We start from the raw sequence: 21,508 nt of genomic DNA on the forward strand, positions 1-21,508 counted from the left end.
GAGACTTCAGGTGCGGGGCAAAGGAATCGTCGCGGCCGTGGCCGCCGTGCCACTCGTCATAGGGCTGCTGGCAGGTGGGGCCACCGCCGTGCCGCTGCACTTGGGCGCTGCGAAGGCGGTGGTTGGTTCGTCGCGGCTGTACAGCTTGCCGACCGGCGATCACGTGCAGGTGAGCGGATCGGGAAGCGCCAGCCGGGTGCACTTCATACCGGCGCCGGGACATCAGGGCGCTGCGGTGACGTCGATCGTCGGCGGCCACGTCACCGTCGTGCCGGTCAACGCCTTCGGCCACATATCGTCCCTGGCCGATTTCCGCGTCGGTGAGGCCGGCGCGAGTGCCGCGGGCGCGGTCCAGCCGCACTACGCGATGTCGCTCCTCGACATCAAGGCGTTCGACCACGAGGGCGTCCCGGCCGCCGCCGCGGAAGTCATGCTCGTCAACGCCGACGACCCGGCCCGCGCGACCTGGGACGGCGTCATGACCGGCGGCGACGCCCGGATCCAGGTGCCGGCCGGGCACTACGGCGTCGCGGTCGCCGTCTTCGACACCGACGCCAAGGGCGACTCCACCGAAACCGACCTACTGACCGCGACCGACGTGACCGTCACCGCCGCCGGAGCCACGGTGAGCCTCGACGGGCGCGGCGCCCAGCCGATCTCGTTCGTCACGCCGCGGCCGAGCGTGTTCGAGGTCGGAACGGTCGGCTGGATCCGCGGCGTGGCCGGCAACCTCGACGCGCTGGATATCGGCGCACTTGCCGGCACGAAGCTCTACGTCGGCGCGGCCGCGAAGGCGCAGCACGGCGTGATGCAGTTCTCCGTGCTGGCGCGGCAGAACTCGCCCGCCTCGGCCGGCTCGCCGTACAGCTACGTCGCGGCGATCCCGAAGACCGCGCAGATCTCGGCGAATCAGACCTACACCGTCGCGGCCTCGTCATTGGCGACCTTCGACGACACCTACGTCACGGACACCCCGGCGCAAGACCTGATGCTGTCCGACGGCTTCCTGCTCACCAGCGACGGTCCGAACGATCCCGTGCTGCCTGACCTGCCCTGGGCTGCAGGACACGCGCCGTCCACCGACGTGCGCTACGTTTCGGCATCCTCGACCATGGTCTACGACGGGCTCATGCTGCCCACGCCGAACGCCTCGCTGGACGGTGAACTGGAACGCCTCGTCCACGCGAGGGCGGGCGACCAGGTCCTGCTCACGTGGCGCGGCGGACTGATCGTGCCGGCGCCCGCGACCTATGACGGACCCTGCTTCCTCTGCCGGCAAAGCAACACCCTGCACGGCATTGACGCCATGGACACCGACGCCTCGGGCGATGTCGGACAGTGGAGCGACGGCCCGACCACGATCACCGAAGACGGCAAGACCATCTACAGCAACACGACAATGGGCGTGGTCTTCGACCAGGCACTTCCGGCCGCCACGCACCGCTACGTCTACACGATCGACACGACGCACGACGAGTCCCAGTCAGCGCTGTCCACTCATTCGCAGATCGCTTGGGGCTTCGACTCGTCGCAGGTCACGAAGTCGACCGTGCCTTCCTCTTATGGCTGCTCGCCTTGCGCGCCATTGCCGATCCTGTACGCGAACGCCTGGTTCCTCGCGGACGAGCACGAATCCGTGTCCGGCCAAGGGGTGTTCGATGCCGACTTGCAGCATCAGGCCTATGCCGCGGATCCGGCCACGACAACCGCGACCGTCGACGTGTCCTACGACGACGGCGCGACGTGGCGGCCGGTGGGGGTCGCGCTCACGAATGGCGGACACCACGTCCACGGCACATGGTCGATCCCTGCGTCCCTTCCGGCCGGGTATCTCGCGGTTCGGATTCACGCCGCGGACGCCGACGGCAGCACCCTGGACGAGACCGTGCACCACGCCGCACTGGTCAACGCCCCGCACGGCATCGCGCTCCCTTCCAACAGCAGCCCCGGAACCGGCAAGACCAACGGGATCAGCGCGGTGTGTCCCTCTGCCAAACCCGGGTTCGCCCGCTGCCTGGCGCTGATCAACCGGACCGCGACGAGCAGAACCGCGAAAGCGCTGCCGAACGGATTCGCGCGCGCCGATCTGCTCTCGGCGTACAAGCTGCCCGCGACCGGCGGCTCCGGCCGCACCGTGGCGATCGTCGACGCGCACGACGATCCCACCGCGGAAGCTGACCTCGCCGTCTACCGCAAGACCTACGGCCTAACCGCGTGCACCACGGCCAACGGCTGCTTCAAGAAGGTCAACGGACAGGGCAAGGCCTCCCCGCTGCCCGCGTACGACCCCAGCGACGACTGGAGCGGCGAGGTGTCCCTCGACCTCGACATGGTCTCCGCGACCTGCCCCGAGTGCCGGATCCTGCTGGTCGAGGCGGACGACGCGAGCGCCGCCGCGCTGGCCACCGCCGAGCGCGCGGCCATCGGTTCGGGAGCCGTCGCGGTCTCCAACAGTTGGGGCGCCGACGAGTCCACCGAGACGCAGGCGCTCAGCTCCGCCTTCCAGCACAGCGGAGTCGCGGTGACCGTCTCCAGCGGCGACAACGGCTTCCAGGAGGCGGCCTGGCCCGCCTCGCTCTCCACCGTCATCGCGGTCGGCGGCACCAGCCTGACCAAGGCCTCCTCGACCAGCCGCGGCTGGACCGAGACCGCCTGGACCGGCGCCGGATCAGGCTGCTCGGCATATGTGGCCAAGCCGGCCTGGCAGCATGACGCGCACTGCGCCTGGCGAACCGCCGCGGACGTCTCCGCGGTCGCCGACCCGAATACCGGACTCGCGGTCTACGTGCAGGGCTCCTGGGGCGTCTTCGGCGGCACCAGCGCCTCATCGCCGATCGTCGCCGCGATGATCGCCCTGGCCGGTGACTCGGCCCAGCTCACCACCGCGCAGTACATCTACGGTCACGCGGCAAGCCTCAACGACGTCGTGTCGGGCACGAACGCCAACTGGGACTGCGGCGGCGACTACCTGTGCACCGCGGTCAAGGGGTACGACGGTCCGACCGGGCTGGGCACCCCGAACGGCCTCGGCGCGCTGTGATCCGGCTCACCGAAACCGGCGGGCGAGCCAACGATCGGCGTACTTAGGCACCGGTTTGCCGGACTGGCCGCGACGCCGGCGAGGGCACAAGATAACGTCGGCTCATGACTGAGAACGAGGCGCTGGACACCGAGGGCACCGTGCAGGCGGACGAATTCGTCGCCGAGCTGATCCTGGGGCTCGAACGCGCCGCCGACGGGGAGTCGGATCCGGAGATCAAGTCGCGGCTGCGCGGCGCGGCGGCGATCCTCGGCACCGTCGGCAGGCATGTGACCACCGAGATCGCCGCCAAGATCATCGTCCGCGCGATGGACCTGTAGGCTCCGCGCGGCCGACGCCGACTGTATGGAGGGGACCTGATGCCGCTACATCCGGAAGTCGAGGCGATGCGCGCGCGCCGGGAACGTGAGGGCGCGGCGCCGCTTTACACGCTGTCGCTCGCGCAGGCCAGGGCCGCGGACCTGGCCGATATCCAAGCTGCCGTCGGCAGCGGCGAGCCGGTGCACGCGGTCACCGAGCACGTCGCTGCCGGACCCGGTGGCGAACTGCGGATCCGCGTGTACGAGCCCGACGGCGAGAGTGACCGGCCGGCCCTCGTCTACTACTTCGGCGGCGGATGGACGCTGGGCAACCTCGAGACCTGCGATGCGATCTGCCGGGCGCTGACCAACGCGGCCGGCTGCGTGACCGCCTCCGTGCAGTACCGGCTGGCCCCGGAGCACCCGTTCCCGGCCGCCGTCGAGGACAGCTACGCCGGGCTCGACTGGGTGGCGCGCAACGCCGCGCGGCTCGGAGTGGACGCCGACCGGCTCGCCGTCGGCGGCGACAGCGCGGGGGGCAACCTCGCCGCCGCCGTCACCCTGCTGGCCCGCGAGCGCGGCGGGCCGAAGCTGCGCCACCAGCTCCTGGTGTATCCGAACACTGATTACGGCTGGGACCCGGAGGCGCTGCGCGCGTACGAGGACCCGCTGCTGTTCAACCGGTGGTCGGTCGAGTGGTACTGGAAGCACTACCTGACCGATGAGCAGCACGGGCTCGACCCGCTGGCCTCACCGCTGCGCGCGCCCAGCCTCGCCGGACTCCCGGACGCGACCGTGATCACCGCCGAGTACGACCCCCTGCGCGATCAGGGCGAGCAGTACGCGCAGCGGCTCCTCGAGGAAGGAGCCGAGGTCGAACTGCGCCGCTACGAGGGCATGGCGCACGGCTTCTTCGGCATGTTCGGCGCGTTCACGCTCGGCCGTGAGGCGGTCGCGTACGCGGCCGAGCGCCTCGCTCACGCGCTGAGGTAACACCATTCCGCATTCTGGTTCCGTCGGCGCGTGGCCTTCAACCGGGCCGGGGGAGGTGTGTCAGGTTCCGGCAGTGACCTGACACAAACCGTTCGGCGACCGTTGACGATCGCCGCCCGGTGCCTGTCAATTCAGGGCGGGCCATGCACGCACCGGGAAAAGCGGAGGAATCGGCGTGTCGAGAATCATCGTGGTCGGCGGCGGGATCGGCGGACTGGCCGCGGCCGTGGCGCTGGCGCACCGCGGCCACCGCTGCGTCGTGCTGGAACGCGCCGGCCGCTTCGCGGAGATCGGTGCGGGCATTCAGATCGCGCCGAACGGCCTGCACGCCTTGGACCGGCTCGGGCTCGCGGCGGGCGTCCCCGGCATCGCGCAGTACATGGAAGCGCTGCGGTTCATGGACGGGCTGACCGGCGAACTGGTCGCGAGCGTGCCGCTGACCGGCGAGTACGAGCGCAGATTCGGCTACCGCTACGCCGTGGTCCACCGCGCCGACCTGCACGGCCTGCTGCTGAAAGCCGCGCTCGCCAGCGGACGGGTCGAACTGCGCGCCAACAGCGCGGTGTCCGGATACCGCATCGGCGCGGACGGCGGCGCCTCGGTACAGCTGGAGTCCGGCGAGTCAGTGCACGCAGACGCGGTCATCGGCGCGGACGGCATCCATTCGGCAGTGCGCAGGCAGCTCGTCGCGGACGGCGAACCGTGCAACTCCGGCATCACCGTCTTCCGCGCCGTCGTGCCGATGGACCAGGTCCCGCAGCAGTTGCGCTTCCAGACCCAGGTGACCGCGTGGGCCGCGCCGAGCTGCCACCTCGTGCACTATCCGATCGCCGGCGGCCGAACGCTGAATCTCGCGGTGAGCAAGCAGAACGACGAAACCCGGCGGCTGGCCGGCGAGCCGGTGAGCAAGGAGCGCATTCGCACCGAGTTCTCCGTGTTCTGCGATACTGCGCGGCAGCTGCTCGAACTCGGCGAGGGCTGGAAAAGCTGGGTGCTGATCCACCGCACGCCGGTCGACCGCTGGACCGACGGCCCGGTCGTGCTGCTCGGCGACGCCGCGCACGCCGCGCTGCACTACGCGGCGCAGGGGGCGTGCCAGGCGCTCGAGGACGCGGTGCTGCTCGCCGATCTGCTCGACCGGGCCGCGCCCGAGGACTTCCCCGAGCGCTTCGAGCAGTACACCGCCTTGCGCCGCGACCGCACCGCGCGGGTCCACGCGCTCGCGCTCGACAGCATCCGCATGTGGCACCCCGCTGGCCAAGCCGCTGCGGCCCGAAACGCGCGGATGTCCGCGATGACGGCCAGTGACCTGCACGACTTCCTCGCCTGGATGCATGAGCCGCAGTCGCTCAGCCGGGTGTGACGGCTGCGTCGGATACCTGATCACGCGTCGCGCAGCCGCAGGGCCAAGCCGCCGGCGAGCAGTGCACCGGCGGCCCAGGCGGCGAGCACCCCCAACCCCTCCCACGGCCCGATCGGCATGCCCGCCAGGTCCCTGGTCGCCTGGATGGACAAGCCCGCGTTCATCGGCGAATAGCGCTCGATGCGATTGTGCCAGTGCGGGTCGCTGACCACGCCGGCGATGATCGGCGAGAGATAGAGCAGGGCCAAGACGACCCCGATCGACGTGGCCGAATCGCGTATCAGGGTCGCGATACCGAGGCTGAGCAGCGCGATGAGCGTGAGGTAGAGCACTGATCCGCCGGCCGCTCGCAAGATCGACGGGTCCGTCAACGGCAGCAGCCGCGGATAACCATGCGCCGCAGTGAACCCCTTGCCGGGCATGACCAGGCGGCCGACCAGCACCGACCCGAGCACCGCGACAGCGCCGGCGAGCAAAGTCAGGCCACTGATCAACGCCGCTTTCGCGGCCAGCACGGTCATGCGGCGCGGGATGGCGGCGAAGGTGACCCGGACCATTCCGGTGCTGTACTCGCCGCTGACCGCCAGCACCGCCAGGATGGCGACCACCGCCTGCCCGAAGTCGACCCCGACCAGGCCGACCTTGGCAGGGTCCTGACCGCAGTCGGCGGCCGAGCAGGGCACGGCGGCCTCCGACGCGGCGCTCACCGCGATCGTCAGCGCGGCGATGGCCAGCAGCAGCCAGAACGTGCCCGGAAGCGTGCGCAGCTTCGTCCACTCGGCGCGGAGGGCCTCGGCCAGATTCGCCCCATGACCGCCGCGTGGCTCCTCCCCGGCCGGCTCCCGCCGGGCGGGCGCCTGGTGAGGCGCCCGCCCGACCCCCGATGCCCCCGATTCCCGGGACGCCTGGTCCACCGCCCGGCTCACGCGTCCCTCCGGCTCAGCCGCAGGTGGGCCAGGCCCAGGGCAAGCAACGCGTAGCCGCACAGAACCGCGAGGCCGGCCCAAGGCGAGAGCGGGAAGTATCCGGTCGCCGGCGTGTAATTGGCCGTCACCTGCGGATAAGCCACCAGGCTCTGCTGCACTGAAAACCCGGCGGCCGGAGTCAGGCGCATCAGCCACTCGGCAGCGTTCGCGGGCAGCACGGAAGCGACCGCCAGGATGTAGGGCAACACGATCGCCACGATCACGACCGTCACTGTGGCGGCGCTGCGCCGCAGCAAGGAGCCCACGCCGAGCGCGAAGATCGCGACGCCGGCGAACAACGCCGCGGTGCCGACGATGACGCGTACTTCGGTGAGCGACGAGACCGGGAGCACGTACCTGCCGTGGCTGTACGCAATGTGATCGCTCAGCGGCAGCGTGATGACCGAGGCGATCAGCCCGGCCAGGAACGTCACAGCGCCGATGACGACTGCCTTCGCCGCCAGCACCCGGCCGCGCCGCGGACTGGCCGCCAGCGTGAGCCGAATCAGGCCTCTACGGTACTCGGCGGTGATGAACATGGCGGCCACGACCGCGATCGCGATCAGCCCGGCGAAGGCGCCGACCAGGCTTTGCTCGACCGGCCGCCCGTCTCCCATGCCGCCGCCCACCGGGGCGATGTCGTCCGTGCCGGTCACCGTGAACCCATCGCCGGACTGCTGGTAGTTCGCCTGCTGCAGCAGTTCGCCGGCCCGCGCCTTCGAGGTCCCTATGAAATCGCCCTGCCACGTCGCACCCTGCGCCGCGCCCTGCACGGTGACGTTGTCGAAGGTGCCGGTCGCCTGGGTCGGACCTCCCACGGAGCTCGCGCCCCCGAAAGACTGGTTGGTCACCGTATACGCGGGGGAGGCCGCGAACAGGCCGAACTGCACCGTTGATGGCAAACCGGCCAGGGTCACGGTGCTGACAGCGGTCCAGTGCGTGCCGTCGAGCGAGTCGTAGCCCGTGATGGTGTCACCGATGCGGACCAAGCGCAGCCAACGCGGAGCCGAAGCGCTGACGGCGCCGGGCGTGCCAGCCACATCGTGGGTGAAGTTGTACTGCATCCGCACGCCGTTGCCGCCGGTGACCATCATCGCGGCATAAGCGGCGCCCGCCGTGTCGCTCTGCTTGATCATGATCCCGGCTTTGGACCAAGGCTGCGTCCCCGATGTCAACCCGGCCGTGCCCGAATCGGATTCAACGGCGCCTTCAGCCGAATACAGGCCGGTGAGCGAGGTGACGCGCACGGTGATGGTGCCGTTTCCGGCAAGCGGCTGGTGCACGAAGTAGAACATGTCGGACACCGCCTCGCCGTCCGGTCCGACCGGAGGGTTGATCCGGCAGGCCGCGCCGCTCTTCTGATTGGTGGCACCGGGGACGCCGCCGCACTGGATGGAGCCTGCGCTCGCGGTCAGCAGGCCGAGCCCCACCATCACCAGCACCGCGACGAACAGGCCGATGATCCAGCCGCGCACGGTGCGGAACTTGGTCCACTCCGCCCGCAGCGACTGCGCGAATCCATCGCGCGCTGAGTGCACCTCGGTGCGGTACGGCGTGACAGAGCTCGTCGTCGTCATCGCGCCGCCCCCTCGCGGCCGTTGCCGTCTTCGGCCGGCGCGGCGCGGAACTCGACCGCCTCGCGGGTCAGCTCCATGTACGCCTCCTCCAGCGACGCGCGATGCGCCGAGACCTCGGAGAACGGCACGGCGCTCGCGTTGAGCAGCGTGACGACACGCTCCGCCGTCAATCCCGAGATGGTCAACGTCTCCAAGCCCGTGGCGGCCACCGTGGCCCCCGCGTTCGCGAGCACCGTCATCGCGTGGGTGCGCGCGGCGGTGCGCAGCGCCACCCGGTCGCCGGACGCCGCCGCGATCAGCTCGGCGACGCTGGTGTCGGCGATGACCTTGCCCCGGCCGACCACCACCAGGTGGTCCGCGGCGTCCTCAAGCTCGCTCATCAGATGGCTGGAGACCAAGATCGCCCGGCCCTGGGCGGCCAGCGACCGCAGGAACCCGCGCATCCACACGATGCCCTCGGGATCCATGCCGTTGAACGGCTCGTCGAGCATGAGCGCCGGCGGATCGCCGAGCAGCGCCGCGGCGATGCCCAGCCGCTGCCGCATGCCGAGCGAGAAGCCGCCGGCCTTGCGGCGGATCGCCGAACCGAGGCCGGCCTGCTGCACCACCTCGTCCACCCGGCGCGCCGCAAGGCCCTGCGAATGCGCCAGCCACAGCAGGTGGTTGCGGGCCGAACGGCTCGGCTGCAGCGCGGCGGCGTCCAGCAGCGAACCCAGATGGCTGAGCGGATGGCGCAGGCTGCGATACGGCTGCCCGCCGACCAGGGCGGTACCCGCGTCGGGCGCGTCGAGACCGAGGATCACCCGCATCGTGGTCGACTTGCCGGCGCCGTTCGGGCCGACGAACCCGGTCACCTGTCCGGGCTGAACGGCGAAGGTCAATCCGTCCAGCGCCTGCGTCGGCCCGAACCGCTTGCGCAGGCCGTTCACTTCGATGGCTGCTTCCATGCCAGGCAGGCTAGGGGCGGGCCGCCCCGGGGTCGTCACGCCACAGAGCAGTCCTCGTCGTAGCTGACCCGAGGGAGCTCAACAGCCGGACATCCCTCGCGCGAGGGATGCGAGTGTCACCGCGATCGGGGACGTCGGTGTACCCGGCCAGCGGCGACAATGGCGGCGTGGGCGATCGGTTGAAGGAGAACAGGTGACCGCAGCGGGAGAGCGGCGCGAGCGGTGGACGCGCAGCGGGCGGCGGTTCGCCGCGGCCGCGCGGATCCCGGCTCTCGCCGCGACGCTGCTGAGCCTGGCCGCGGTGCTCGAACTGGCCGTGCGCACGACAGCCACCGCGACCGTCAGGGTCGGCGAGGGCGTCGCCGGGCCGACCCGGGTACTGCACCTGGGCGACACCGACCTGAGCTGGCAGGCCGTGATGGTGGTCTACCTGCTCGCGCTGACGTCCACCCTGTCTCCCGCGCTCCTGCGCCCGGCCGCCGCAGCGGTATCGGTGTGCGCCGCGAACGTCCTGATGCTCGGGATCTTCCACACGCTGACCCTCGCGGGCACGGTCGCGCAGCTGCTCGTCGGCTATCGGCTCGGGCGCTGCGGCTCGCGGGTGCTGGCCCCGGCCCTCGCCGCCCCCTTCGTCGCGCTCGCGCTCGCCGGGTTCGATCCGCTCGACCGCGAGACCGGCTTCCTCACCGTGCTGCTGGCCTCGCTCGCCCCGGCGGCGGCGCTGGCCGGTCTGGCCGGGCGCGAACGCGGCGAGGCGCTGGCCCGCAGCGAGGCGCAGGAGGTGATCGCCAGCACCCTGATGGAGCACTCGGCGCGCGGCGAACGGGCCCGCATCGCCCGCGAGCTGCACGACGTGGTCGCCCACCACATCTCGGTGATCGCCGTGCAGGCGGAAACGGCCCGCCTGGCCACGCCGGGAATGCCCACCGCCGGAGCCCGCAGGCTGCTGGAGATCGGCGACACCGCGCGGGCCGCGCTGACCGAGATGCGCCGCCTGCTCGGAGTGCTGCGCGAGGACGCGCGCGACGCCGATCCGCAGCTGCGGCCGCAGCCGACCCTCCAACAGCTCGTCGAGCTGCTGGACGAAGCGAGGAATGCCTCCATGACCGGCGTACGGCTGATCGTCTCCGGATCGCCGGCCACCCTCGACCCCGGCGTAGAGCTCGCCGCGTACCGCATCATCCAGGAAGCGCTCACCAACGCCCGGCGCCACGCCCCGGGCGCCGCAGTCGACGTGGAGCTGCACTACAGCGCGGAGACGCTGCGTTTGCGCGTACGCGACAACGGGCCAGGAACAGGATTCGAAGCTGTGGGAGCCGGCACTGCGAAACCCGGAGCCGGGCACGGACTGCTGGGGATGCGGGAGCGAGCCACCGCCGTCGGCGGCCTGCTGACCGCCGGCCCGGCATCCATCGGCGGCTTCCTCGTCGAAGCCACCCTCCCCGCCAAGGCAGAGGTGATCGCATGACCGCCGGGGCCGCCGCAATCCGCGTCGTCGTCGCGGACGACCACCAGGTGGTGCGCTCCGGCTACGCCGCCTTGCTGGACACGCAATCCGATTTCACCGTCGTCGGTACGGCGAGCGACGGCGCGGAGGCGGTGCGGATCTGCCGCGAGTCGCACCCGGACGTGGTCCTGATGGATGTGCGGATGCCGGAGATGGACGGCATCGAGGCGACAAGGCGGCTGCTCGGAGACGACCGCCGCGACGACGCCACCGGCGGCGCGCTTCCGCGCGTCCTCGTGCTCACGACGTTCGACCTCGACGAATACGTCTACGACGCGCTTCGCGCGGGTGCGAGCGGCTTCCTGCTCAAGGACGTGACGGCGGAGCGGCTGTTCGACGCCGTGCGCGTGGTCGCCTCAGGGCAGGCGCTGCTCGCGCCCTCCGTCACCCGCCGCCTCATCAGCGAATTCGCGCAGCTGCGCCCGAAGCAGGACGCCGCGTCCAAGACGGCGCTCTCCGCGCTCACGCCGCGCGAGACCCAAGTGCTGCGCCTGGTCGCCGAGGGATTGTCGAACCCTGAGATCGCCGCCCGGCTCGTCGTCACCGAGGAGACGGTCAAGACGCACGTGAGCCGGGTGCTGGGCAAGCTCGGCCTTCGCGATCGCACCCAGGCCGTCGTCGCGGCGTATGAGTCAGGACTCGTAGTCCCCGGCGACAATGCGCGCTAGCCGGCTCGCGCGGCCGTCATTGCGGTCCGGCCCCGGAGGGGTCCGTCGCGCACAGCCGCACGCAACACGAGCCTGACTCGGGCTGCAGGACCGCGGTGGCGGCGTCGGCCGCGCCCAGCCCCTCCAGGTACCCGCCGAGGAACCGGTGGTTGATCCCGCACACCAGGTCCGGCGCCTTCGCCGCGAGCGGATGGAACGGGCAGTTACGCAGCAGCAGCAACGCGGGGGCGGCACGTTCGGGTTCGAATCCGAGGTCTTCGAGCGTCTCGGCCGCGAGCGTCAGGGTGCGCTCGGTGCCCAGGCGGCCGGGGCGATGCCGGTCGCGGTCGGCGTTGCCCAGCGCGGTGCCACGCCGGTCGGCCGCCTCGAACGCGGTCTCGCGGGCGGTGCGCTCGCCGTCCTCGGCCAAGACCGCGTCGGCGAGGATCTCGGCCAGCAGCTCGTGCCGGCGCTCGGGGATGCTCACCTGGATCTGGTCGGGGACCGGTTCGTAGAGCTTGGGTGCGCGCCCCACGGTGCGCACTCGCCCGGGGGCGTCCGCGCGGGTGCGCAGCAGGCCGACGTCCACCAGCTTGTCCAGGTGGAAGGCCGCGAGCTTTCGGGAGATGCCGACGCTGGCCGCCGCCTCGTCGCGGGTGACCGGGCGCCGGGCGCGGCGGATGAAGGCGTACATGCCGCGGCGCAGCTCGTCGCCGAGCGCGCCGACCGCGGTCACCGGGTCCCGCCGCTGCTGATCCACTCACCCAGATTAACGCCTATGGGTGTATCCAGGGCAAGAACGGTCACTCGAATCCTCCTAGTCCTTGACCGGCCGCAGGAATAAGACCAATATTTCTTGGCGAAATAGGGCTCGAAGGAGGCAGTCTTGAGCACTCCATCGCAGGACGGCAAACACCCGGTTTCCCCGCTGCTGGCGGGCCCCTACGGCCATCCGCTGCACCCGTTGCTGGTCACCGTCCCGATCGGCGCGTGGGTGGCCAGCCTGGTGTTCGACATCGGCTCGCACGTGGCCGGGCGCGGCAGCGTGCTCGCGGACGGCTCGCTGTGGTTGATCGCGGTCGGCGTGCTGGGCGCGCTCGCCGCGGCCGGCGTCGGGTTCCTGGACCTGTTCGCCATCCCGACCGGCACGCGGGCCTTCCGCACCGGCCTGGTGCACATGTCGCTGAACCTGACGGTGACCGTCGCGTATGCGATCGGCTTCGCCTGGCGGCGCGGCGGTTACGGGCACAGCGCTTCGGTCGGCGCCGGGCAGCTGGCGCTGTCGGCCGTCAGCCTGGCGGTGCTCGCGGTCTCCGGCTTCCTCGGCGGAAAGCTCGCCTACCGCTACGGGGTGCGGGTGGCCGCGGAGAGCGTCCAGCGCGAAGGGCTCGAACCCACCTCCGCGACGCCCTCGATTCCGCTCCCGACGACGAGAAAGTAGCGCACCATGCACATCGCCGCTCTGGTCACCTGGCTGGTCACCGCGCTTGGCGGGTTCTACCTGCTCGGCACCTGGATCGCCCGGGGCGCGCTGCGCGCCCCCGGCTCCTCCCGGCTGCCCGCCCCGGTGCTGTTCGGCCACTTCCTGCTGGCCGCGGCCGGACTGGTGGTCTGGATCGTCTACCTGGCCGCGGACAACAAGGCCCTGGCCTGGACGGCGTTCGGCCTGCTGGTGCCGGTCGCGCTGCTCGGCCTCGCCATGTTCGCCCGCTGGCTGCCCACCGTCCGCAGCCGCCACGCGGTGACCCCGGTCGGGGCGCCCGGAGCGGCCGCGCCCGCGGTCGAGGCGCCGGAGCGCCACTTCCCGATCCCGGTGGTGCTGGCTCACGGCGTGTTCGCGGTGGCCACCGTGATCCTGGTGCTGATCTCCGCGGTCCAGAAGTAGGCCGGCCGGTCAGATCGCGGCGCGGTGCGCGTGGTGCGCCAACGACGCGTGCGGATCGCCGAGGCCCGAGCCCGTGGTGTGATCCGTGTGCACCGTCGCCGCGGTCAACCGCGGCAACGCGTGGATGAGGGCGTGCTCGGCCGCCACGGCGAGCGCGTGCGCCTGAACCACCGTCAGCTGCGGATCCACCACGATCTCGGCTTCGGCCCGCAGCGCGTGCCCGATCCAGCGCATCCGCACCGCGCCGACGCCGCGTACTCCGTCGACGTCCCGCAGTGTCTCCTCCGCGCGGTCGATCAGCCCCGGATCGACCGCGTCCATCAGGCGTCGGTACACCTGCCGAGCGGCGTCGCGCAGGACGAGCAGGATCGCGGCCGTGATCACGAGGCCCACCACCGGGTCAGCCTGCCTCCAGCCGAGCGCGACGCCGCCCGCGCCCAGCAATACCGCGAGCGAGGTGAACCCGTCCGTGCGCGCGTGCAGCCCGTCCGCGACCAGCGCGGCCGAACCGATCCTGCGCCCGGTGGCGATGCGATAGCGGGCAACCCATTCGTTGCCGATGAAGCCGGCCAGGGCCGCGAGCGCGACTGCCCAGAGATGGGTCACTGCCTGCGGACGCATCAGCCGGCTGATCGCCTCGTATGCCGCGAGACCGGCGGACGCGGCGATGATGAGCACGATGGCGATCCCCGCCAGATCCTCGGCGCGACCGTACCCATACGTGTAGCGCCGCGTGGCCGCGCGCCGCCCGAGTAGAAAGGCGACGCCGAGGGGCACGGCCGTCAGCGCGTCGGTGCCGTTGTGGACCGCGTCGCCGAGCAGCGCGACCGAGCCCGAAATCGCGACGATCACCGCCTGGATGATGGCCGTCGCGCCGAGAACGGCCAGGGACGACCAGAGCGTGCGCATACCTTCCCGCGAAGCCTCCATCGCGGTGTCCACCTTGTCGGCGGCATCGTGGCTGTGCGGGGTGAAGATGTGCGCGACCTGGTGACGCAGCCGCGAGAAGTGACCGCCGCCGTGGGCGTGATCGTGCTGTTCGTGGCTGTGTTCGTGGCCGGGATGCGCGTGGTGGTCGGGCAAGGGGGGAGGCCTTCCGGTTGCTGACGGCGGCGGCGGACCGCCGTCCTTGTCATTTTGACCGATCAGCCGTTGATGACGCGATCGGCGCGGCGCGCGCCGCGGATGGCGTCGATGACAGCGCCCTGGCCATCGTGGGTTTCGCGCAGAAACCCGAGGATGAGCCGCAGTTCGGCGTCGGTGTACTTCGCCAGCCGGGCCTGGCCGTTCTCGATGGCGGGCTTGAGCAGCGGGTGGATCGCCGCCATGAGGGCCGCGGTCGGGACGATCAGCTTGCGGCGGCCGTGCTGCGGATCGCCCTGCCGCTGAACGTACCCCACGGCTTCGAGCCGGTCGATCAGCGTCGTCATCGAGCCGCGGGTCAGGTGCATCCGCGCGGCCAGCTCGGTGGCGGTGCGCGGGCCGCCGCGCACGATCAGGTCGAGGCAGCGCAGGTCGGTCCGGTTGATCCCGAGCGCTTCGGCCATCGCCCGGTCGCGGTCGTCGTACGCGGCCTGCAGGTCGGCGAGCGCGGCTCCGATCGCGGCGGTGAGCGCCGCCCGGTCTCGCTGCGCCATCCGAAGCTCCCGCCCGCCCCTTGTTTGACTGTCGAACATGATGCTACTAGCCTGCCAGTTGTTTGACTATCAAACACTCACGGGGAGCGGGGATGCTGGGACACTTCGGGCCGCGTATGCCGGTCGGCCGGACCTTGCGCTGGGCCGCGGCCACCTGCGCCGTCGCCGCGGCAGGCAGCACCGCGCTGGTCGCGGCGGATGCACCGGCGATGGCGGTACCAGCGCACGCCGCCGCGCACGGGACGATCGCTTGGGGAGCGTGCCCGCAGCCCGAGGCCGCTGCGTACCGGGCGCAGTGCGGCACCTTGAACGTGCCGGTGGACTGGGCGGCTCCGGCAGGCGCGTCGATCGACCTGGCGCTCCTGCGGATTCCCGCAACGGGGGAGTCCACCGGCACCGTCGTCGCCGACTCCGAAGACCTCGCCGGCTTCGGGGGATCGCAGATCTCGTTCTTCCTCGGCCACGGCGCGAACTACCTCTCCCGCCTGCCGCGCACCCATGCGACGAAGGACATCGTCGTATTCGACCCGCGCGGGCTGGGGTACAGCGGCGCGCTCGACTGCGCGGTCCCGGGACACGACTCGCAGGTCTCGAGTTTCCCGGAGACGCCGCTCGGCTACGGCCGCCTGCTCGCGCACAATGCGTCCGTATTCGTAGGCTGTCATGGCAAGCCAGGTCTGGTTGCGCACATGGGCCTGCGTGACCAGGTCCGGGATATCGACGCGCTGCGCTCGGCGCTCGGCCAGGCGCGACTCGACTGGATGGGTCAGGTCGCGGGCAGCGAACTCGGCGTCGCATACGCCGCCGCCTTCCCGGCCCGCACCGGCCGCGTCGTGCTCGACTCGACCGTCGACCCGTACCGCTCGGCGGCCGACCGCGCCCGCGACGCCGCCGCGGCGGAGGAAGCCGCGTTCGACCACTTCGCCGCCTGGTGCGCCGCCGCCACCCCGAACGAGTGCGTACTGCACGGACAGGATGCCCGCAAAGTCCTGGACCAGGTCGTCGCCAGGGCCGACGCGGGAGGCGTGTCCGACGGTTCGACGCCGCCGAATCCGCTGACCGGCGCGGAGGTCCGTATCGCGGTCGGCCAGTTCATGGTCGGCTACCCCTTCGCCTGGGGCGGTCTCGCCACGGCGCTGGCCGATGCGGCCGCGGGTGACGGTTACGGCCTCACCGTGTTCGCGGCGATGACCTACTCAGACCCCGACTACGCCGCCAGCCGCGCCCAGACCTGCGCTGACTCGCCCGCCCCGGCCGGCTTCCCGCAGTTGCGCCGGCTCAGCGGGCAAGTGTCCCGGTCCGCGCCACACACCGGCGGCGTGTCAATGGCCTGGGAAGCGATGGCCGGATGCGTCGGCTGGCCGTCCGCGCGTCCCGCGCTCGACCTGCCCGGCCGAATCGCCCCGGCGTCCACCGTTCTGATCACCGCGACCACCGGCGACCCCATCAGCCCGTATCAGTGGTCGCAGGACATCGCCGGCAGGCTGGCCGGCAGCCGCCTGCTCACCGCCGCCGTCGACGGTCACGGCGCCTTCGACAACTCCGCCTGCGCGGCCGCGGCCATCGACCGCTATCTCTCCGACGGCGCAATGCCGGTCTCCACGGCCTCCTGCTGAAACTTTCCGCACGTCACCGCCACCTGGCGGCGGTGACGCGGCCGACTATCGTCGTTTATTGACACGGTGACCGCCGACGCGCATGCTCCCGTGCGCGGCCGGTGGCGCCGCATCGTTGAACTCCAAGGGCACCTGGACGAGCCACCACTCACACAACCCACCTCTCCCCATGGAGGTACCAGGTGCACAGAACGCGAACACGCGCGGCCCTCGCCGCTGGAGCCGTGGCGGTCAGCCTCGTCGGCGCCACCATGGCGACCGCGGTCACCGGCCACGCGGCGGCCGTCGGCTGCCAGGTCGCCTACACCGTCGGCTCGCAGTGGACCGGCGGCTTCTCCGCCAACGTCGCCGTCACCAACCTCGGCAGCCCGGTCACCGGCTGGACTCTGCGCTGGAGCTTCGTCGCCGGGCAGAGGGTGACCCAGGCGTGGAATGCCACGGTGACCCAGAGCGGCACCGCGGTGACCGCCGTCAACCTCGGCTACAACGGCAGCCTCGCCACCGGAGGCAGCACCTCGTTCGGCTTCAACGGGGCCTGGAGCACCAGCAACCCGGTGCCGAGCAGCTTCACCCTCAACGGCACCGCGTGCACCGGCAGCGTCACCGGCTCCGCCAGCGCCTCGCCGTCCGCGTCGGCCAGTGCCAGTGCCAGTGCCGTTGCGAGTGTCAGCGCCAGCGCGTCTCCGAGCGCCTCGCCGTCCGCTTCGCCGTCCGGCCAGACCAGCGGGCCGCCCCCGTCACACACGGTGCGCGTCTTCTGGCTCAAGCCCACCGACGTCGCCTACGACCCGGCCTACCCCAACGGCATCGCGAGTGTGATGCAGGAGGCGCAGCGCTTTTACAAGCAGCAGCTCGGCAAGACCTTCACGCTCAATAGCCCGGTCGTCGAAACCGTTGACGGCCAGCACGACACGAACTGGTACATCACCAGCAACTGCGACCCGAACGGCGACCACTACTGGTGCGTGGTCCTCAACATGCAGTCCGAGCTGGAGCAGCGCTTCGGCCTGAACGACCCGGACAGCAGGTGGCTGATTGTCGGCGAGGTCAGCGCCGAGGAGGTCAACAAGTCCGGCGGCGGCGGCGGCTCGCCGGGCTGGGTGCTGCTCAGCGGGCACGACGCGGACGGCGCGGCCGGCAAGAACGGCCCGATGGACCGCTGGTACGGCGGCATGGTGCACGAACTCGGCCACGCCTTCGGCCTGCCGGACGCCACCTCGACCGACGGCACCTGCATGTCCGCCTCGCTGTACGACTATCCGAACTGCACCTTCAACCAGACGCAGAAGAACGAGATACTCACCGGCCCGTACGCCGGCTTCCTGTCCTGACGGTCTGACAGGTCGATTTCCGGCCAACAGGCGGTGCGGCGCGACCCGTGCGCGGTCGGGCCGCACCGCCTTGCGCCACACTTGTGATCGTGAGCGGGGAATCCGAGCGCTGGGCGACGTACGTGCGCGCGAACGCGTGGGTCTGGCAGACCCCTGCGGTGCATCCGCACACCATCGGGGACGCGCGGCAATGGGCGCGCGAACAACTCGCCTACCAGCACGTGCCCGAGGAAGCCGTGATCGACGCCGTGCTGATCGTCTCCGAGCTGCTCACCAGCGTGCTTCGCGAAGCGCCCGGGGAGGCGGAGCTCACCCTGCTCGTCGAGGACGACCTCCTGACGATCACCTGCGCCGACCGTGACACCGCCGAGATCCGATCCGGCACCCTGGACCGCACCTCGGCCTTCGGCCGCTCCCTCGCCATCGTCGATCTGATGACGCGCGCCTGCTTCATCCGCAAGCGCACCGGCGGCGGCAAGCGCGTCATCGCCCTTTTGGAGATCGCGGCGCCCGAATCCTGACCGTGCGGCGCGTGCGGGGGAAGAGCAGCCGGTTCGCCATCCGCTCGCCCTGCGCGACCGTGCCGAGGTCGTATGCGCAGAACGGCAAACCGCAGGCTCGGGCCAGGTCGGCGACGCGGCCGGCGCTCAGACCCGCGGCAGGCATCTCGGCCACCCTGCGGCCCTCCGCGTCGAGCAGGAGGATCCGCGACTTGACGCCATCGCCGCGGGTGGTGCTGCCCGCGCGGTAGTAGCGCTGCTCGGTGAACCACACCAGTTCCGCCACGGCAGACCCCTCGGCCACGGGAAACGTGAAGGTCCGGCCTCGTGCGTCGGTGAGCACGAGACTGCTGCCGTCCCAAGCGATCGCGGCGTTGTGCCGCCAGTTGTCGACCGCGAAGCGGCTCCAGCCCGCCATGCGGGTACCGCGGGGCGTCACCCGATGGACCTCGCGGCTCGGCTCGCGCGGTTGCACGGTGTCGAACGCCCGCGGCCGCCCCACGGCACCGAGCGCGGGGTCAAGGTCCAGCGGAGTGATCCGGCTGCGTTCGGAGAGCAGCTTGGCGACCCGCGCCCGCCGCACCGCCGCCCGTATCGGTCGTGGCCACAACCGCCACGCGAACGGCTCGGCCACGACGAGGGGGAGTGCGGCGAAGGCCGACCAGCCTGCCAAGCCGCGGAAGAACCTCGCGTGCCCGTCGTCGGCCGCCCACATCGGCAGATTCGAGACGTCCGCCGCGTGGTCCGCGTTCCACTGCCAGAACGCGACCCACCACAGCGCGGCCATGCTGCCCATGAGACAGAGCGCTGCGGCGCGCCAGAAGATCCGCCGGTGTAGTCGTCGCCAACGCAGCGCCTCGAAGCCCTCGCCGCGCGCCTTGCGCCACACCCACGCCGTCGCCCCGGCGATGAAGAGCAGGAAGGCGACCGACGCCCAGAGGTTCTCCACCTCGACGTTCCGGCCGACGCCCCCGCTGGACTGCGTGCTCGCGACGACTGCGACCGCGCCCGCGATGAGCGTGATCGGAACGAGCCAGCGGCGCAGCCGCCCCCGCCCCACCCGCCGAAACCGCTTCGACTCCTGCGTGCCCGTCACGCGCGTGAACGGCTCGATGCGATCCCTGACGCCCATGCCGCCCCTCCCTGTCCCCGCTTGGCGGCATGCTACGCCGCGGCCCGCCCGGACTATGGACACGGAGTGAAGGCTCGGCTATACATCACCCTTGTCTCGACATAAGGGAACACGCGACAACACAATTCACCACTACCCGTCAGATCCGCTCTCGGCAATACCCACCTCCACGGACGGGAACTCAAGGATGAGACTCGGCGTGCTCGGCTTGCACAGACCGCTGCGCTCTCGGCGCGGCCACCGAATACTGGCCGCCTCCGGCGCGGCCATGGCCCTGATGATCGGTTCGGTAGGCGGGGCGCACGCGAGCCCGGCACCGGGCCGGACGACGGCGACGACCGCGCCCGCCGCAACCGCCCACACGGTCACCTATGACGGCTACTCGTTCCTCGTCGACGGCAAGCGCACCTACCTGTGGTCGGGGGAGTTCCACTACTTCCGGCTGCCCAGCCCCAGCCTGTGGCTGGACATCTTCCAGAAGATGAAGGCGGCCGGGTTCAACGCGACCTCGCTGTACTTCGACTGGGGATACCACTCGCCGGCGCCGGGCGTTTACGACTTCACCGGCGTGCGCAACGTCGACGAGCTGCTCGACATGGCGCAGCAGGCCGGCCTCTACGTCATCGCGCGGCCCGCGCCGTACATCAACGCCGAGGTCGACGGCGGCGGCCTGCCGGCCTGGCTCGGCACCAAGAACGTGAAGAACCGCACCGACGATCCGGCGTTCGAGGCCTACGCCGACCAGTGGCTCACCCAGATCGACACGATCCTCGCCCGGCACCAGCTGACCAACGGCACCGGAAGCGTGATCGCGTATCAGGTCGAGAACGAGTACTACAACGGCGACGCCGCCGGACGCGCCTACATGCAGCACCTTGAGGACAAGGCGCGCGCGGACGGCATCACCGTGCCGCTGACCGGAAACAACAACGGCACGTTCAACAGCGGAACCGGCGCCCTTGACGTCGACGGCCCGGACTCCTACCCGCAGGGCTTCGACTGCTCGAACCCGACCGTGTGGAACGGCGTGCCGGACATCAGCTACGACCACCCGGCCGGAAAGCCGCTGTACGCCCCGGAATTCCAGGGCGGCGCCTTCGACCCCTGGGGCGGGCCCGGCTACGACAAGTGCGCGCAGCTGATCAACGATCAGTTCGCCGACGTGTTCTACAAGAACAACATCGCGGTCGGCGCCACGGCGCAGAGCTTCTACATGACCTACGGCGGCACCAACTGGGGCTGGCTGGGCATGCCGGAGAACTACACCTCCTACGACTACGGCGCGGCGATCCGGGAGACCCGGCAGCTCGACCCGAAGTACTACGAGGACAAGCTGATCGGCTACTCGCTGGCCGCGATGCCCGACCTGACCAAGACCGACCGCGTCCAGAGCGCCGCGCCGTCCGACGCCGCGGTCACGGAAACGGCCCGCCGCAACCCCGACACCGGCTCGCAGTTCCTGGTCCTGCGGCACGCGAACTCGACCTCGACCGCGGTGGACAACACCCACATCAGCGTCGACTTCAACGCGCGGATAGCGGGTCAGTACACGTATGACGACACCGATCCGGTGCTGCAGTACACCGGCTCCTGGTCGCACGTGGCCAACCAGAGCTACACCGGCAGCGACTACAAGAACACCGAGTCCTTCTCCAACACCGCCGGCGACTCGCTGACCGTTCCGTTCACCGGGACCGCGATCCGCTGGATCGGCTCCAAGACCAACAACCACGGCTACGCCGACGTCTACCTCGACGGCGTCAAGCAGGCCACCGTCGACGACTCGGGCAGCCAGAGCCAGGCCGTGGTCTACTCGGCCAGCGGGCTGGCGGCCGGGTCGCACACGCTCAAGATCGTCGTCGACGGCAGCCACTCCTCCGCCTCGACCGACAACTTCGTGTCCATCGACGCCATCGACCTGCCCCCGGCCGGAGCCGCCGGCGGCCCGACGTACCCGAGCGTCCCGCAGGAGCCCGGCACCTCGATCACGCTGAACGGCCGCGAATCTCTCCTGCTCCCGGCGGACACCAAGCTCGGCGACTCGCAGCTGCAGTACTCCACCTCGCAGC

Annotated in this window: 19 protein-coding genes; 12 read left to right on the forward strand and 7 right to left on the reverse strand. The window is 70.9% G+C overall.

Going from position 1 to position 21,508, the window contains the following annotated elements; genetic code table 11:
* Nucleotides 1–10 precede the first annotated feature (10 nt).
* From VFB40_RS01825 to VFB40_RS01840, 4 genes are all read left to right on the forward strand, one after another.
* Nucleotides 11–3,040: a S53 family peptidase gene (locus VFB40_RS01825; protein WP_324847477.1), complete on the forward strand. Its 3,030-nt coding sequence runs from the start codon at nucleotides 11–13 to the stop codon at nucleotides 3,038–3,040.
* A 104-nt stretch (nucleotides 3,041–3,144) separates the two neighbouring features.
* A complete protein-coding gene (locus VFB40_RS01830) occupies nucleotides 3,145–3,360 on the forward strand; it encodes a hypothetical protein (RefSeq protein WP_324838692.1) in 216 nt (71 codons plus the stop codon).
* 39 nt (nucleotides 3,361–3,399) lie between these two features.
* Entirely contained in the window at nucleotides 3,400–4,332 is a 933-nt protein-coding gene (gene lipP1 / locus VFB40_RS01835; RefSeq protein ID WP_324847478.1) for a LipP1 family hormone-sensitive lipase, read from the forward strand.
* A 175-nt stretch (nucleotides 4,333–4,507) separates the two neighbouring features.
* The gene (locus tag VFB40_RS01840) at nucleotides 4,508–5,695 is read left to right on the forward strand and encodes an FAD-dependent monooxygenase (protein WP_324847479.1); all 1,188 of its coding nucleotides are present in this window, start codon (nucleotides 4,508–4,510) and stop codon (nucleotides 5,693–5,695) included.
* A 20-nt stretch (nucleotides 5,696–5,715) separates the two neighbouring features.
* On the opposite strand, the gene VFB40_RS01845 is transcribed toward VFB40_RS01840, so the two are convergent.
* From VFB40_RS01845 to VFB40_RS01855, 3 genes are read right to left on the reverse strand one after another with little or no spacing between them, the layout of a single operon-like run.
* Nucleotides 5,716–6,621 carry an ABC-2 transporter permease gene (locus tag VFB40_RS01845; RefSeq protein WP_324847480.1) on the reverse strand — a complete coding sequence of 302 codons (906 nt, stop codon included), beginning with the start codon at nucleotides 6,619–6,621 and terminating at the stop codon, nucleotides 5,716–5,718.
* Nucleotides 6,618–8,237 (reverse strand): ABC transporter permease subunit, encoded by a 1,620-nt coding sequence (locus tag VFB40_RS01850; protein ID WP_324847481.1) that lies wholly within the window; start codon nucleotides 8,235–8,237, stop codon nucleotides 6,618–6,620. The genes VFB40_RS01845 and VFB40_RS01850 overlap by 4 nt, the downstream gene beginning before the upstream one ends.
* On the reverse strand, nucleotides 8,234–9,184 hold the full coding sequence (locus VFB40_RS01855) for an ABC transporter ATP-binding protein (RefSeq protein WP_324847482.1): 951 nt from the start codon (nucleotides 9,182–9,184) through the stop codon (nucleotides 8,234–8,236). The genes VFB40_RS01850 and VFB40_RS01855 overlap by 4 nt, the downstream gene beginning before the upstream one ends.
* 193 nt (nucleotides 9,185–9,377) lie before the next feature.
* On the opposite strand from VFB40_RS01855, the gene VFB40_RS01860 reads away from it, so the two are divergent.
* Together VFB40_RS01860 and VFB40_RS01865 are read left to right on the forward strand one after the other, a co-directional pair.
* Nucleotides 9,378–10,652, forward strand: a complete 1,275-nt coding sequence (locus VFB40_RS01860) for a sensor histidine kinase (protein WP_324847483.1) — start codon at nucleotides 9,378–9,380, stop codon at nucleotides 10,650–10,652.
* Nucleotides 10,649–11,359: a response regulator gene (locus VFB40_RS01865; RefSeq protein ID WP_324847484.1), complete on the forward strand. Its 711-nt coding sequence runs from the start codon at nucleotides 10,649–10,651 to the stop codon at nucleotides 11,357–11,359. The genes VFB40_RS01860 and VFB40_RS01865 overlap by 4 nt, the downstream gene beginning before the upstream one ends.
* Before the next feature lie 16 nt (nucleotides 11,360–11,375).
* Here the strand turns inward: VFB40_RS01865 and VFB40_RS01870 are convergent, their stop codons facing one another.
* On the reverse strand, nucleotides 11,376–12,098 hold the full coding sequence (locus VFB40_RS01870; RefSeq protein ID WP_324847485.1) for a helix-turn-helix transcriptional regulator: 723 nt from the start codon (nucleotides 12,096–12,098) through the stop codon (nucleotides 11,376–11,378).
* A 126-nt stretch (nucleotides 12,099–12,224) separates the two neighbouring features.
* Here VFB40_RS01870 and VFB40_RS01875 point away from each other — a divergent pair, with 126 nt between their 5' ends.
* Nucleotides 12,225–12,779, forward strand: coding sequence for a DUF2231 domain-containing protein (locus tag VFB40_RS01875; RefSeq protein WP_324847486.1), 555 nt, complete (start codon nucleotides 12,225–12,227; stop codon nucleotides 12,777–12,779).
* Nucleotides 12,780–12,785: 6 nt separating this feature from the next.
* Nucleotides 12,786–13,223 carry a hypothetical protein gene (locus tag VFB40_RS01880; protein WP_324847487.1) on the forward strand — a complete coding sequence of 146 codons (438 nt, stop codon included), beginning with the start codon at nucleotides 12,786–12,788 and terminating at the stop codon, nucleotides 13,221–13,223.
* Between the two features lie 9 nt (nucleotides 13,224–13,232).
* Here VFB40_RS01880 and VFB40_RS01885 read toward each other — a convergent pair whose 3' ends face one another.
* Together VFB40_RS01885 and VFB40_RS01890 are read right to left on the reverse strand one after the other, a co-directional pair.
* Entirely contained in the window at nucleotides 13,233–14,306 is a 1,074-nt protein-coding gene (locus VFB40_RS01885; protein WP_324847488.1) for a cation diffusion facilitator family transporter, read from the reverse strand.
* Between the two features lie 62 nt (nucleotides 14,307–14,368).
* Nucleotides 14,369–14,860 (reverse strand): MarR family winged helix-turn-helix transcriptional regulator, encoded by a 492-nt coding sequence (locus tag VFB40_RS01890; RefSeq protein ID WP_324847489.1) that lies wholly within the window; start codon nucleotides 14,858–14,860, stop codon nucleotides 14,369–14,371.
* 92 nt (nucleotides 14,861–14,952) lie between these two features.
* On the opposite strand from VFB40_RS01890, the gene VFB40_RS01895 reads away from it, so the two are divergent.
* The 3 genes from VFB40_RS01895 (at nucleotide 14,953) to VFB40_RS01905 (ending at nucleotide 18,328) form a co-directional block, all read left to right on the forward strand.
* Nucleotides 14,953–16,476 carry an alpha/beta hydrolase gene (locus VFB40_RS01895; RefSeq protein ID WP_324847490.1) on the forward strand — a complete coding sequence of 508 codons (1,524 nt, stop codon included), beginning with the start codon at nucleotides 14,953–14,955 and terminating at the stop codon, nucleotides 16,474–16,476.
* A gap of 182 nt (nucleotides 16,477–16,658) precedes the next feature.
* Nucleotides 16,659–17,807, forward strand: coding sequence for a cellulose binding domain-containing protein (locus VFB40_RS01900; RefSeq protein WP_324847491.1), 1,149 nt, complete (start codon nucleotides 16,659–16,661; stop codon nucleotides 17,805–17,807).
* Nucleotides 17,808–17,896: 89 nt separating this feature from the next.
* Nucleotides 17,897–18,328, forward strand: coding sequence for an ATP-binding protein (locus VFB40_RS01905; RefSeq protein ID WP_324847492.1), 432 nt, complete (start codon nucleotides 17,897–17,899; stop codon nucleotides 18,326–18,328).
* Here VFB40_RS01905 and VFB40_RS01910 read toward each other — a convergent pair.
* Nucleotides 18,291–19,439: a hypothetical protein gene (locus tag VFB40_RS01910; RefSeq protein ID WP_324847493.1), complete on the reverse strand. Its 1,149-nt coding sequence runs from the start codon at nucleotides 19,437–19,439 to the stop codon at nucleotides 18,291–18,293. The two genes, VFB40_RS01905 and VFB40_RS01910, sit on opposite strands and share 38 nt — an antisense overlap.
* Nucleotides 19,440–19,707: 268 nt before the next feature.
* On the opposite strand from VFB40_RS01910, the gene VFB40_RS01915 reads away from it, so the two are divergent.
* On the forward strand, nucleotides 19,708–21,508 hold a 1,801-nt coding region (locus VFB40_RS01915; protein WP_414642003.1), incomplete at its 3' end, for a beta-galactosidase.

The organism is Actinocrinis sp., from assembly GCF_035650855.1.
GTDB lineage: Bacteria > Actinomycetota > Actinomycetes > Streptomycetales > Catenulisporaceae > Actinocrinis.